Annotated in this window: 13 protein-coding genes; 8 read left to right on the forward strand and 5 right to left on the reverse strand. The window is 32.1% G+C overall.

From position 1 onward, the window contains the following. Positions 1-148: 148 nt before the first annotated feature. From Q1B05_RS01295 to Q1B05_RS01310, 4 genes are read left to right on the forward strand one after another with little or no spacing between them, the layout of a single operon-like run. Complete coding sequence (locus Q1B05_RS01295) at positions 149-1,057, forward strand: DUF6607 family protein (RefSeq protein WP_299776737.1); 909 nt, start codon at positions 149-151, stop codon at positions 1,055-1,057. 6 nt (positions 1,058-1,063) lie between these two features. Further along, positions 1,064-2,566 (forward strand): ankyrin repeat domain-containing protein, encoded by a 1,503-nt coding sequence (locus Q1B05_RS01300; protein ID WP_299776739.1) that lies wholly within the window; start codon positions 1,064-1,066, stop codon positions 2,564-2,566. 6 nt (positions 2,567-2,572) lie between these two features. Next, a complete protein-coding gene (locus tag Q1B05_RS01305; RefSeq protein WP_299776742.1) occupies positions 2,573-3,067 on the forward strand; it encodes a DUF2271 domain-containing protein in 495 nt (164 codons plus the stop codon). Between the two features lie 12 nt (positions 3,068-3,079). Further along, on the forward strand, positions 3,080-5,284 hold the full coding sequence (locus Q1B05_RS01310; protein ID WP_299776743.1) for a PepSY domain-containing protein: 2,205 nt from the start codon (positions 3,080-3,082) through the stop codon (positions 5,282-5,284). Here Q1B05_RS01310 and Q1B05_RS01315 read toward each other — a convergent pair. Continuing rightward, positions 5,281-5,811 (reverse strand): CvpA family protein, encoded by a 531-nt coding sequence (locus Q1B05_RS01315; RefSeq protein ID WP_299776744.1) that lies wholly within the window; start codon positions 5,809-5,811, stop codon positions 5,281-5,283. The genes Q1B05_RS01310 and Q1B05_RS01315 overlap by 4 nt on opposite strands. A 127-nt stretch (positions 5,812-5,938) precedes the next feature. Between Q1B05_RS01315 and Q1B05_RS01320 the strand changes: the two genes are divergently transcribed. Genes Q1B05_RS01320 through Q1B05_RS01330 form a run of 3 tightly spaced genes read left to right on the forward strand, consistent with a single transcriptional unit; the run spans position 5,939 to position 7,752 of the window. Next, a complete protein-coding gene (locus Q1B05_RS01320) occupies positions 5,939-6,295 on the forward strand; it encodes a hypothetical protein (RefSeq protein ID WP_299776745.1) in 357 nt (118 codons plus the stop codon). A gap of 37 nt (positions 6,296-6,332) precedes the next feature. Next, on the forward strand, positions 6,333-7,352 hold the full coding sequence (gene pheS / locus Q1B05_RS01325) for a phenylalanine--tRNA ligase subunit alpha (RefSeq protein ID WP_299776746.1): 1,020 nt from the start codon (positions 6,333-6,335) through the stop codon (positions 7,350-7,352). A 4-nt stretch (positions 7,353-7,356) separates the two neighbouring features. Continuing rightward, positions 7,357-7,752, forward strand: coding sequence for a hypothetical protein (locus tag Q1B05_RS01330; protein ID WP_299776747.1), 396 nt, complete (start codon positions 7,357-7,359; stop codon positions 7,750-7,752). 12 nt (positions 7,753-7,764) lie between these two features. On the opposite strand, the gene Q1B05_RS01335 is transcribed toward Q1B05_RS01330, so the two are convergent. The 4 genes from Q1B05_RS01335 to Q1B05_RS01350 form a co-directional block, all read right to left on the reverse strand. Then, complete coding sequence (locus tag Q1B05_RS01335) at positions 7,765-8,766, reverse strand: NAD(P)H-dependent glycerol-3-phosphate dehydrogenase (protein WP_299776749.1); 1,002 nt, start codon at positions 8,764-8,766, stop codon at positions 7,765-7,767. A 104-nt stretch (positions 8,767-8,870) separates the two neighbouring features. Continuing rightward, positions 8,871-9,215 (reverse strand): DUF190 domain-containing protein, encoded by a 345-nt coding sequence (locus Q1B05_RS01340; RefSeq protein WP_299776751.1) that lies wholly within the window; start codon positions 9,213-9,215, stop codon positions 8,871-8,873. Then, on the reverse strand, positions 9,212-10,516 hold the full coding sequence (locus Q1B05_RS01345; RefSeq protein ID WP_299776753.1) for a voltage-gated chloride channel family protein: 1,305 nt from the start codon (positions 10,514-10,516) through the stop codon (positions 9,212-9,214). The genes Q1B05_RS01340 and Q1B05_RS01345 overlap by 4 nt, the downstream gene beginning before the upstream one ends. Positions 10,517-10,905: 389 nt before the next feature. Then, on the reverse strand, positions 10,906-12,057 hold the full coding sequence (locus tag Q1B05_RS01350; protein WP_299776755.1) for an adenylyltransferase/cytidyltransferase family protein: 1,152 nt from the start codon (positions 12,055-12,057) through the stop codon (positions 10,906-10,908). A gap of 403 nt (positions 12,058-12,460) precedes the next feature. Here Q1B05_RS01350 and Q1B05_RS01355 point away from each other — a divergent pair, with 403 nt between their 5' ends. Continuing rightward, positions 12,461-13,048 (forward strand): HupE/UreJ family protein, encoded by a 588-nt coding sequence (locus Q1B05_RS01355; protein WP_299776757.1) that lies wholly within the window; start codon positions 12,461-12,463, stop codon positions 13,046-13,048. The last annotated feature ends 12 nt before the right edge of the window (positions 13,049-13,060 follow it).

A 13,060-nucleotide genomic window follows, 5' to 3' on the forward strand; every position in this document is an offset into this window, starting at 1 on the left:
ACCTTCTGTTTTTAATAAAAAAAGTAAAATATAATTTTTATTTAGACTCATTCTTTTTTAGATTTGTGACAAATATATAATATTATTTTAATTGAGTCTAAATAAGAACAGTTTTTAAAATCAAAATTTTCAACCTATAAGAAACATTATGAAAAGAGTATTACTATTAATGATGCTTGCATCTGCTTTTACATTTAATTCGGCTTTAGCTCAAAAAAGTAAAGCACAAGACCAAAAAGCGATTAAAAGCATGTGTGGTTGTTACGAAGTGAATTTCAACTTTGCAGAGACTTTTAATTATTCAAAAGATTCTACGTATTTACCTTCAGAAGTCAAGCACGATAAAGGTTTAGAATGGGTAGAATTGGTTCAGGATTCTAAAGATAAGATAGCCTTACAGCACTTGTTAATTGTTGGTAATCCTTCAAGCCAGCATATTGTTAAACACTGGCGACAAGATTGGGAATTCGAGAATACCGATTTGTATTTATATAATGGTGATAATGTTTGGAACTATAAGAGTTTACCAAAAGATGATGTAAAAGGACAATGGTCTCAGAAAGTATTTCAAGTAGATGATAGTCCACGTTACGAAGGATCTTCTTCTTGGGTACATGTAGACGGAAAAAGTTATTGGGAAAACACCACTACAGCACCATTACCTCGAAGAGAATATACAAAACGAAGCGATTACAATATTACCTTAAGAAGAAACCGTCAGGAAATCACTAAAGATGGATGGATTCACGATCAAGACAATGATAAAATATTACGTGAAGCTGGTAAGGAAGATGTTGTTATAGCTCAAGAAAAAGGATATAATACGTATACTAAAGTAGACGATAGTAAATGCGTTGCGGCACAAGATTATTGGAAGAAAACAAGTGCTAAGTGGGCTTTAGTTCGTACAAAATGGGATGAAGTGTTCGCTAGAAATAAAAATTTATCTTTGGAAGAAAAAGTAGATAATAAACAATTATATAAGTACTTGTTTTCTGAGAAAGAATATCAAAAACCATTAGAGATTAGTGAAGTAATAGAATCTTTCGTAAAATAAAATATCATGATAAAATTAGTTATACAAAAAATAGTATTAAGTGTTATGTTTACAGTAGGTTGTTGGGTACAAGCTCAAGAGTCTAATGTATTCTTAGATCGTGGGTTTTGGAAAACAAATCCAACTCCAGAAACTATTGACTTAAAAATTAAAGAAGGAAACGATCCTGCTCAATACAACGGAGGAAGTTTTGATCCTGTTACATTAGCGATTTTAAATGAGGCTTCTAACCCAACTATTTTACAGTTGTTAAAACAAAAAGGGAATGATGTAAATAAGTTAACGCACGATGGACGAACTTATGTGTTCTGGGCTGCGAATAAGGGGAATGTAGAACTTATGGAATACCTTATTAGTAAAGGTGCAAAAACAGATATATTAGACAATCATGGTTATACCGTTTTAAACTTTGCAGCGGCTACTGGACAGAAAAACACAAAGGTTTACGATGTTTGTTTAGCGAATGGTGCTAAATTAACAGATTTAGATCATCATGGTGCTAACGCTTTATTATTAGCTTCGCAACGTGATACAGATTTTACTTTAATCAACTATTTTACTTCTAAAGGATTAGACTTAAACAGTAAGGATGCCGATGGGAATGGTGTTTTTAATTATGTATCTCGTTATGGAAAAACCGAAATGCTTGATGCTCTTATTAAGAAAGGTGTAGATTATAAAACTGTAAATGCCGAAGGAGGAAATGCAATGATTTTTGCTAGTGTAGGCCCAAGAGGAGGTTCTAATAATTTAGAGTTTTTTAAATATTTAGAAAATAAAGGTATTAATCCAAATGTAACGACTACAAAAGGGGTAACGCCTTTACATGCTTTAGCTGGACGTAGTAAAGATGCTCAGGTTATTAATTATTTTATTGAAAAAGGTGTAGATGTAAATCAGGCCGATCAAAACGGGGATACGGCATTTTTAAATGCAGCAAATCGAAACGATTTAGCAATGGTTACCTTGTTAAAAAAGCATGTTAAGGATATAAATGCAACTAATAAAAAAGGAGAAACGGCCTTGGCTCTAGCAGTTCAGAATAACACGTCAGATGTTGTTGCTTATTTAATAGATCAAGGAGCAGATTTACAAACTGTTGATGCTAGCGGAAGTAATTTAACAACCAATTTATTAAAGTCGTATTCACCTAAAACTAAAGCAGATTTTAATTCTAAGTTAGCCTTATTAAAATCTAAAGGATTAGATATTGCAAAACCACAAGCTAACGGAAATACTTTATATCACTTAGCTTTAGACCAAAACAGTATGGAATTGCTTAAATTGGCAACACAACATAAAGCAGATATTAATGCGGTAAATAATGAAGGAATTTCACCTTTGTTAAAATCGGCAATGTCATCTAGCGACGATACCATTTTAAAATATTTATTAGCGAATGGTGCAGATAAGTCTATTACAACAGAATTTGAAGAAAGCGCTTTCGATTTAGCACAAGAGAATGAGCTTTTAAAGGCCAATAAGGTTAATATTAATTTTTTAAAATAAACAGATATGCGTAAATTTTCAGTTATAAAATCGCTTTTCGTTTTAATACTTATGGTGTTTAGTTTGTATTCATTTAAAGCTGTTGTTCCTGCAACAAAATATAAGTGTATGGTGCAAATGACGAATTATACTGGCGAAGGTGCTTATGTTGTGATTTCGTTAATCAATCCACAAGGTGAATACGAAAAAACATTATACGTACAAGGTGACGACGATGAATGGTACAACGATTTAACATCTTGGTTTAAGTTCTACGGAAAAAAACGTAATAATATTGATGCTGTTACTGGAGCTACAGTAGCTGGCGGTCAACGTAGCATAAACGTGATTGAAATTGAAGATTCTAAAATAGATTCAGGGTATAGTATTCGTTTTGAATCGGCTGTAGAAGATCAAGAGTATTACGAGCAAGATGTTCAGTTTAAATTAACTTCAGAAAGTGTAAAAAGTAAAGTTGAAGGTAAAGGATTTATACGTTACATCCGTATGATTCCTAACTAAAAGAAATAATTTATGACGATTTCAATATGGAGATATAGCCACCTTGCGCTGGCTGTATCTTCTTTTGTTTTTATAATATTGGCGGCATTTACCGGCATTATTTTGGCATTCGAGCCCATTTCAAATCAGGTAAAACCATATCGTGTTCATGATTTTAATGAGGTGTCGCTGTCTGAAACTATTACGCATTTAAAAGACAATTATATTGAAATTTTAAACGTCGATGTCGATGTTAACGACTTCGTTTCTGCTTCTGTAATAACAGCAGAAGGAGATGCCGAAACCTTTTATATTAATCCGAGAACAGGAGCTAAAATTGGAGATATTATTGAGAAATCTCCATTGTTTCAATGGACAACAAATTTTCATAGATCGTTATTCTTAAAATCTACAGGACGTATTTTTGTAGGTATTACATCATTCTTACTCTTTTTAATTGCTGTTTCCGGAACTGTACTTATTGTAAAAAGGCAACGTAGTTTTAAGCGTTTTTTTGGTAAAATAGTAAACGAAAATTTTGCTCAGTACTATCATGTGGTCTTAGGTCGCTTGTCTTTAATTCCGATTCTTATTGTTACCCTTACAGGAGTATATTTGTCTCTCTATCGATTTGATTTACTACCAAAAGACACAGTGTCTCAGAATGTTAATTATGATGCAATCTCTGAGACTCCAAAGCTAGACCTTAAAGATCAATCTATTTTTAGAGACACCAAACTCTCTGAAGTTCGAAGTGTAGAATTTCCGTTCTCTGAAGATGTAGAAGATTATTACACCCTTCAATTGCAAGATCGTGAGGTGTTAGTAAATCAGTACACAGGCGAAGTTTTAAGCGAAGCTAAATATCCGTTTATAGCGATTGCCTCCCGATTAAGTATTAACCTCCATACCGGACAAGGCAGTATATTGTGGGCCTTGGTTTTGGCAATTGCTTGTGTAAATATTCTGTTTTTTGTGTATTCTGGTTTCGCAATGACTTTAAAACGTCGCAAAGCTAAACTCAAAAACAAATTTAAAAAGGACGATGCGAAATTTGTCATTTTAATAGGTTCTGAAAATGGGAGTACAGTGCAGTACACAAACATGTTGCATAAACAATTATTAAAGCTAGGTCAGTCTAGTTTTATTGCTGAATTAAATTCATTTTCAACCTATAAACAGTGCGAACATTTAGTTGTTGCTACAGCGACTTATGGTCAGGGAGAAGCGCCCGAAAACGCAAATAAATTCGAAAGTATTTTTAAAGACATACAATCGGATCATGCATATAGTTTTTCAGTAGTTGGTTTTGGTTCGCTAGCGTATAAAGACTTCTGTAAATATGCTTTTGATGTTGATGCATTATTGCAATCAGATCTTAATGCAGTGCAACTTTTAGAGCCGTTTACAATTCATAATAAATCTTTCGAAGCTTATACACAATGGATTAATTTATGGTTTAAAAAAGTTGGGTTACAAATACAATTATCAGGGGAGGATGTTCTGGAGAATAAGAAAAGAAAACGAACGTTTATAGTTGCTAATAAAACACTTTCAAGTCAAAATCCAGATGATACTTTTACCATTGAATTTAAATTAAAACGCGGTATATCTCGATTCAAATCAGGAGACTTACTAGCTGTTCAGCCCGAAGCCAATAGTGCAGAGCGTTTGTATTCTGTTGGTAGAGTTAATCAGTCGGTGTTTTTAAGTGTGAAGCGTCAAGAATTAGGATTATGTTCTAATTTTTTAAATGATTTAAAACCAAACGATGCAATTAAAGCACGATTAATTAAGAATAAAGAATTTCGTTTACCTAAGCGTACAAAAAATGTATTGATGATTGCAAATGGAACAGGAATAGCTCCTTTTCTAGGTATGATTAATAGCAACACTTCTAATAAAAATATGCAATTGTATTGGGGAGGAAGACAAGAGTCGTCTTTCAAAATTTACAAGTCAATTATAGATGAAGGTTTAAAAGCAAATAGACTTCAGAAATTAGAAATAGCCTATTCGCAGCAGGATACTAAGAAAGTCTATGTGCAACATCTTTTAGAACGCGATGCAGAACAAGTTGCTCAAGTTTTAAAACAAAAAGGGGTGATTCTTATTTGCGGTTCGATAGCGATGCAAAAGGATGTCCTTATTGTTTTAGAAGTCATCTGCGAACGTTATTTAGAATATCCGTTAAGTGTATATAAAAACAAAGGACAGCTTAAATTAGACTGTTATTAGTCTTCTTTTTTATCTTTAGTTAAAAGGTCTTTCTTTTTCTCATCAACCTTTTCCTTAATAGCTGGATATAATTTTGTAGATATTGCCATTACGGGTTCATAAAGCATAGATTCATCTATATCTTTTTGGCTCATAAAAGGAATAGTGTCATTTAAATTTCCAAAAATATTTAAAGCAATACTTGCTATTAAACCCAGTTTAAGCATCCCGAAAATACCTCCTAAAAATTTATTTACAATGCCTAGAAAAGCAAAATCTGCAAGCTTAGTAAATGCTTTTCCTGCCAAACCTATAACTAAAACAATAACAATAAATGTTGCTGCAAATGCAACTATTTTTATATAGTTCTCGTCCCAATCTACTTTGTCTTCAAAGAGAGTAGATGTGTAGGCGCTAAAATTAATAGCTCCATATATTCCAACAATTAAAGCAAGAAGAGAGGCTATTTCAACAAAAAGACCATTTATAAACCCCCGAACTAAACCAAAAAGGAGTATTATGGCAAGAATAATGTCTAATAAAGTCATAATGAATTGGTTGTTTTATCAAATATAATATTTAAAATGAATCTGTCATATTTTATGAGATGTTTGGAAGAAATGATGTGCTATTTTTTAACTTTGCAAAACGCAGTTTAAGCGTAATAAAAATTATATGTCAAGAGACGAAGAATTAAAAACGAGGTGGGAAGATGTCGTAACTAAATTGTCGAATCAATTTGCAGATGGCGATACTTTAGATTTAGATGCTATTATATATTTAATTGGTTTACAAGAGTTGGGGCAGTTTGACCGAAACTTTAAGAAAGATCAAAAATTAGATTTAATGCATATTGCAATTTGCAAATTATTAGTGCCTTATGGGTATTATGAATTTGATTTTGTAGACGACGATGGTTGGCCACATTATACCATAAAAGAACAATTGCCAACCTTAAAAGCAGGAGAACAGAGTATTTTAATGAAAGAAGCCATTGTAAACTATTTCATTGAAACCGAATATATAAATTAAGAATTGTTAAATTTGCATTCATTTTTGAAGGAATATCATGATTGATAAAATAAAAGAACTTATTGCTGAAGCAGAAGCGTTTAAAGCCCAGTCTAAAGACGAAGTAGAGGCATTCCGTATTAAATACTTAGGTAAAAAAGGATTGCTGAATGATTATTTTGCTGAATTTAAAAACGTTGCGAAAGACCAGAAGAAAGAATTTGGTCAAGTTATAAATCAGCTTAAAAACACAGCACAAGAACGTGTAGATGTTTTAAAAGCAGAGTTGGAAAGTAAAGATGAAGCAAAAGGAATTTATGGCGATTTATCTAGACCAGGAGAGCCTATTTCTATTGGTGCACGTCACCCTATTTCAATCGTAAAAAATCAAATTATCGATATTTTTTCAACTATAGGCTTTAATGTGAGTGAAGGCCCTGAAATTGAAGACGATTGGCATAACTTTACAGCGTTAAACTTACCAGAATATCACCCAGCAAGAGATATGCAGGATACCTTTTTTGTGCAAACAAATCCAGATGTTTTGCTAAGAACACATACCAGTTCTGTACAAGTGCGTTACATGGAAAATAATGCACCTCCAATTCGTACTATTTCTCCAGGTCGTGTATATAGAAACGAAGCCATTTCGGCACGTTCTCACTGTTTCTTTCATCAAGTAGAAGGATTGTATATAGATAAAGACGTAAGCTTTGCAGATTTAAAACAAACACTTCAATATTTTACAACTGAAATGTTCGGGAAATCGAAAATTCGATTACGTCCATCTTATTTCCCATTTACAGAGCCAAGTGCAGAGATCGATGTGTATTGGGGCTTGGAAACCGAGTCTGATTACAAAATTACCAAAGGTACTGGATGGTTAGAAATTGGTGGTTGTGGTATGGTAGATCCTAATGTTTTAGAAAACTGTAACATAGATTCTAAAGTATATTCTGGATTTGCTTTTGGAGTAGGAATAGATCGTATTGCGATGTTATTACATCAAATAAACGACATCCGTTTGTTAAGTGAAAATGATGTGCGTTTCTTAGAACAATTTAAGTCTACAATTTAATTGTATGAAAAAAGATATTGAAATTCCAAAGGTAGAAGGTGTTTATGTAGCTGCTGTAAAAGTGTTTAATAAAGACTTGAATTCAGATGAATGGAATGCATATATTGTAAATGATAAAGACGTTGATTTAGAGATGGTTTTAATCGTCTCTAAAGGACTGTCTAAAGATAAGAAAACAGCAGTAATGAGACATAAAGTAGAAAAACTTCCTGCTAAAAGTTATGCCAAAATTGAATATCTTCAGGAAGACGTTTTGGCTTTAGTTAATACGTTTGAAGTGTCTTTTTTTGAAGACAATAAAATGTTTGATAAAACATTTGTATTCAAAGCAAATACTATAAACGAAAAGGCTTTTCAGTTAATTCCAACAATGAATGTTCAGGGGGTTTTAGTGAAATAGAAAGTTGTATATTTAATCTAATTTATCTGTAAGTTTTTCAAAGGTCTTTTTAGGATCTTTTCCTTCATATAAAATTTCGTAAACGGCATTAATTATAGGAAGCTTGGTTTTTCGAGCGTTTTTTTCGTTCAATAATTGCGCACTTTTGGTCGCGTAATACCCTTCTGCAACCATGCTCATTTCGATTTGTGCAGACTTTACAGTGTAACCTTTTCCAATCATATTACCGAACATTCTATTTCTTGAAAACACAGAATATCCTGTAACCAATAAATCGCCTAAATATGCCGAGTTATTAATGTTACGTTTCATTTTGTGCATCTTCTTAATAAAACGTTTCATTTCACGAATTGCATTACTCATTAATACACTTTGGAAGTTGTCTCCGTATCCTAAACCATGTGCTATTCCTGCAGCAATGGCGTAGATGTTTTTTAACATAACGGCGTATTCGGTACCGATTACATCGTCGCTAATTTTTGTTTTTATATAATTGCTTGAAAAGTTTTTAGCAATGGCTTTTGCTTTTTTAGAGTCGGCACAAGAAATGGTTAAGTACGATAAACGCTCTAAAGCGACTTCTTCTGCATGACAAGGACCTGCGATAACAGCAATGTTATTAAAAGGGACATTGTACACATCATGAAAATGTTCGCCTACCAATAAGCCAGATTCGGGTATAATACCTTTTACAGCAGAAACAACCGTTTTAGTAGAGATGTCTATGGTTATTTTTTCTAATTCACTTTGCATAAAAGCAGAAGGAATAGCAAAAATTAATATATCGGCATAATTGGCAATTTCGTTAATATCGTTGCTTATAATAAGGTCTTCCGTTTTAAACTCTACCGAACTTAAATAATTGGGGTTATGTTGTTCTTTTAATAAATGTTCTTTAGTGTAAACACTACGCATATACCATCCTACTTCGTCAAGGTTTTCACAAAGCATTTTTACAATGGCGGTGGCCCAACTACCTGCGCCAAATACAGCATATTTTAATTCTTTACTCATAAAAGCATTATAATTATAAGATTCAAAAGTACATAAAAAACTAGTTTTTTATGGTTAATGAAATATTAATAAACCAATTTTAAGTTTTAATAAATTAGAATTGTTTAAGATTTTAAAAGAATTTCGTTTTTAATAATATAAATTGAAGTGTCTTCAAAGAGTTTTTTTTCTAATTCTAAAAAGCGCTCTATATTTTCTTTAGTATCTGTAATTTCAATAATTTGAGGGTGTTTAAAATGTTGAACATCACCAATTCCCCAGTTTATTTTTTTACTATTAAAATAACCTCTTGATACATTAAATTGTAATGCTTGTTTTAAACCTGAAGCTTTTACTTTTTTTAGAATTACAGTAGCAAAATCTGATTCGTGAAGTGTTTTCCAAAAGGGGACATCTTTACGTTTTTTACCGTATTCAAAATAAATTCGTATGGTAGTTTCTGTTTTCATTTGGGATGTCTTTTATCGTCAATTTCAGATAAAGTAAATCCTTTTTCTTTAAAAACACTTTCGTTTTTTGGACTTCCTATAATTTGAGAAGTGTAAACTCCGGTATGTCCAGAAAACAAGTAAGATATACTACAGGCAATTGCTATAAAAACGCCAGCTTCAATTCCGAATAATTCAATACCCATAACGGTACATGCTATAGGGGTGTTTGTTGCTCCTGCAAAAACGGCAACAAATCCCATGCCGGCAAGTAGGCCCATAGGCAGCGGAATAAACCATATTAAAGCGTTTCCTAATGTTGCTCCTATATAGAATAAAGGGGTGACTTCTCCGCCTTTAAAACCAGCACCAAGTGTAAATGATGTAAATAATAGTTTGGCTAAAAAATCGTAAGAATTCATATTAGATGTAAACGATTCAACTATAGTAGGTACACCAAGTCCAATATATTTTGTAGTTCCAATAGAATAAATAATAACAGCTAAAATTACACCTCCAATGGCTGGTCGTAACGGTGGGTATTTTATAAATCTTTTAAATTGGCTAGACCAAAAGTGAGTTGATTTAGAGAATAACATAGCTACTAATCCAAAAATAATTCCGGCTAACATTGCCCAAAGTAAATTTACAAAATTCATATCGGCAACAGTATCAATATGGTAGTGTGTGTGATGGATGCCCCAAATTTCGCAAAAGTAATTTGCTAAAACGGCAGCTAAAAAACTAGGTACAACAGCGTCTAATCGAATCCGACCAAGAATAAGCACTTCTAAAGCGAAAATTCCTCCAGCCAAAGGTGTTCCAAATACAGAAGCAAAACCAGCACTAATACCTGCAATTAAAACAATTTTACGATCTCCATTAGAAAGTTTAAATATTTTAGTGAATTGATCTGCAACCGCTCCTCCAATTTGTACTGCAGTTCCTTCTCGACCAGCAGAACCTCCAAATAGATGAGTTACCACCGTTCCAAATAAGACTAAAGGAGCCATTTTAAAGGGGATTACTTTTTTGGGAGAATGAAATTCTTCTAAAAGTAAGTTGTTTCCTTTAACTACGCTATTTCCAAATAAATGATAGGTAATTCCTATAATAAATCCACCTACAGGTAGGAGAGCGATAATCCATAAATTAGATTCTCTATATGCTGTTGCCCATTCTAGACTTTTTAAGAAAAATGCAGAAATACTTCCCGTAACTAAACCTATAAATGTGCATATAATAAGCCATTTAATAAGGTAATATAAAGAAGGAATTTGCTCGAGTGAGGTTAGTTTTTTTTTTAATTTTTCAAAAGTCATAATTACCTAATATTAATGATTCTACTAGATTTTAAAGTCATCTATTAGTAGAGATCATTAGTGATATAAGAACGGTTTAAGGCAAACCCCATTGCCGAGTACACACAAAATTAGAACAAAAAACATAAAATCAAACAGTTTTACTATTTCTTTGTTTTTGAAATATGTGTTTATACTTTAAATTTTAGTGTAATTATGTTAAAGAAAGTGTTTAATTTTTTTTGACTTTTAGTTATTTAGTAGGAATTAGTGACTGTGGACACAATTCTGTTTAGTTTTTAGCGTTATCAGATTGCTAAGATTTTAATTTTATATCTCTATCAAGTATTGACTATAAGTTTTAGAATGTACCTGATAGAGATACTTAATAATTAAAATACTGAACATTATTAAAGTACTTCTTTCCTTCTAATGTTAATGCGCATAGCGTCTTCAATTGGTTTTTCTGAAACTAAAATTAAATAGCCTCCACCGCCAGCACCAGCCAATTTCCATGCTATGGCTTGATCTTTGTGTTTATCGATTTCTTTGTTAATTCTATCGTTAACCATTGCAGGAAACATTTTTACTTGTGCTTTAAATGAATTTAAAAAGCCTGTAGCAAATGTGTTTAAATCTTTAGCTTTTATAGCTTCCCAAACCATTTCAGATGCTTCAGATAGTTCTTTTACATTGTCTTCATTAATATAAGTTTCCCCTAAAAGGTCTAAGCCAGGTTCTCTAGGCCACAGCATAACCATGTAAATATGTTCTTCTAACCAAGTTAATGTAGACTCGTCTTCAATAGATTCAAACTTTGTTGGCCAATACGCTTTATCGTAAAAGTGTCTTACAAGGCCTGGCATACAAATACCTATAGCGTCTTGTGCTCCAGAAATTAAAGTTGATCCTGGTGTGTTTTCAAATTTAAAAAGTATTTCTGCTAATTTTTCTGGCTTTTCTAAAGGTAAATAATAAGGCCAAATTTGCTTTGCTGCATTTCTTGTAGAAGTAGACATACCGCAACGCTCGTTATATTCTATAATAGGTTCTAAAGATAGAGTAATAGCCCAACCTGGATGAAATTTAGAGACATAAGGTTGGTCAATCCAAGTTCCAGCTAAATCTATGCGATAAGGTAAGGTGCAATTTCCTGCTGATCGTATAGCTGTAGTGGAGCGTTCAGGAAGGCCTTCGTCTGGAATGCGTTTTAGGTTTTTTAGTTCGATATTAAGGGCATTACATAATTCTTCTTTTTTGGGAGAAAAACCGTCTTCATTTACTACAAAAAAATCAGGTCTTAATATTTCTAAATCTTCTTTAAAATCTAAAATTCCAGAACCTGTATTTACAAATGCTTTTTTTACATACCTAATGGCATTTATCATGTAAAGTCTTTCTTGTTCCGAATTAATGGTTTGTCGTCCTTTTAATTCTGCAATAGTTGCGTCAGAACCTATTCCAACATATAAGTCACCATACATAGAGGCTTCTTTAAAAAATGCAATATGGCCACTATGTAACATGTCAAAACATCCAGAAACAAATACTTTTTTATTCATCTTATATTTAATTTATATTCTAAAATTGAATTTAATGTACTTTACTAAACACAATTGTATGCAAGATATTTTATTTGGGTAAATCTAGCAACAACTTTGATGTAAAAGCTTACTTATAATTCTTAGGTTGTAGTCTTTAGTGTAGGTGTAAAAACTATTTTAATTTTATTAAGGAGGAATAATATAAGAATTATAAGCAGGTAAATTAAGAGGAAAGACTAGTGTGTGTAAAATAATAACGTTTCAAATAATTATTGTTGTGCAATTTATTTACAAGTTAAAAGAATAATTTACTAGTCAAATAATAGTATATAGCAGTATTGGGTCATTTCTTTTTCTTAATTTTACCGCTTTATTTTTCTTAATTTAATACTATATTATAACTTCTCAACCCCCTAAAATTATGCTAGATGATTTTCTTTTTTATGTACAATACGGTATTAATCATGTGTTAGATATAAATGGCTACGATCATGTTTTATTTTTATTAGTATTAACGGTTGCTTATATTTTTAAAGATTGGAAGCGTGTCTTAATATTGGTGTCTTTATTTACTTTAGGGCATACTATTTCGTTAATTTTGGCAGCATACGATGTTGTTAAAATTAATGGTGCTTTAGTAGAGTTGTTAATACCTATAACTATTTTTGTAATGGCAGTTTATAATATATTCACTGCAGGAAAAACGATTCAAAAAGGAGTGGGTTTATTGTTTTTTTCTGCATTATTTTTTGGAGTTATTCATGGCTTAGGCTTTGCAAGGGAATTTCATTTGCTAATAGGTGGCTCTAGTGCTAAACTATTACCTTTATTAGAATTTGCTTTAGGTATTGAGGCTGCTCAAATTATAATTGTATTTGTAGTCTTGTTTTTTAGTTACATTATGCAAACTGTTTTTAGGTTTTCTAAACGCGATTGGATTTTAGTAATTTCGTCTGTCGTAATAGGGTTAGTTATTCCAATGATTATGGGAAATGAATTAATCTCTTAATAATCAGAAATT

This window comes from uncultured Formosa sp. (assembly GCF_947500765.1).
In the GTDB taxonomy this organism is placed as follows: Bacteria; Bacteroidota; Bacteroidia; order Flavobacteriales; family Flavobacteriaceae; genus Formosa.

What these genes read in the sequence shown, in the direction of transcription:
- Q1B05_RS01295 (WP_299776737.1), top strand. Translation starts at nt 149, where the DNA reads ATGAAAAGAGTATTACTATTAATGATGCTTGCATCTGCTTTTACATTT.
- Q1B05_RS01300 (WP_299776739.1), top strand. Translation starts at nt 1,064, where the DNA reads ATGATAAAATTAGTTATACAAAAAATAGTATTAAGTGTTATGTTTACA.
- Q1B05_RS01305 (WP_299776742.1), top strand. Translation starts at nt 2,573, where the DNA reads ATGCGTAAATTTTCAGTTATAAAATCGCTTTTCGTTTTAATACTTATG.
- Q1B05_RS01310 (WP_299776743.1), top strand. Translation starts at nt 3,080, where the DNA reads ATGACGATTTCAATATGGAGATATAGCCACCTTGCGCTGGCTGTATCT.
- Q1B05_RS01315 (WP_299776744.1), bottom strand. Translation starts at nt 5,811, where the DNA reads ATGACTTTATTAGACATTATTCTTGCCATAATACTCCTTTTTGGTTTA.
- Q1B05_RS01320 (WP_299776745.1), top strand. Translation starts at nt 5,939, where the DNA reads ATGTCAAGAGACGAAGAATTAAAAACGAGGTGGGAAGATGTCGTAACT.
- pheS (WP_299776746.1), top strand. Translation starts at nt 6,333, where the DNA reads ATGATTGATAAAATAAAAGAACTTATTGCTGAAGCAGAAGCGTTTAAA.
- Q1B05_RS01330 (WP_299776747.1), top strand. Translation starts at nt 7,357, where the DNA reads ATGAAAAAAGATATTGAAATTCCAAAGGTAGAAGGTGTTTATGTAGCT.
- Q1B05_RS01335 (WP_299776749.1), bottom strand. Translation starts at nt 8,766, where the DNA reads ATGAGTAAAGAATTAAAATATGCTGTATTTGGCGCAGGTAGTTGGGCC.
- Q1B05_RS01340 (WP_299776751.1), bottom strand. Translation starts at nt 9,215, where the DNA reads ATGAAAACAGAAACTACCATACGAATTTATTTTGAATACGGTAAAAAA.
- Q1B05_RS01345 (WP_299776753.1), bottom strand. Translation starts at nt 10,516, where the DNA reads ATGACTTTTGAAAAATTAAAAAAAAAACTAACCTCACTCGAGCAAATT.
- Q1B05_RS01350 (WP_299776755.1), bottom strand. Translation starts at nt 12,057, where the DNA reads ATGAATAAAAAAGTATTTGTTTCTGGATGTTTTGACATGTTACATAGT.
- Q1B05_RS01355 (WP_299776757.1), top strand. Translation starts at nt 12,461, where the DNA reads ATGCTAGATGATTTTCTTTTTTATGTACAATACGGTATTAATCATGTG.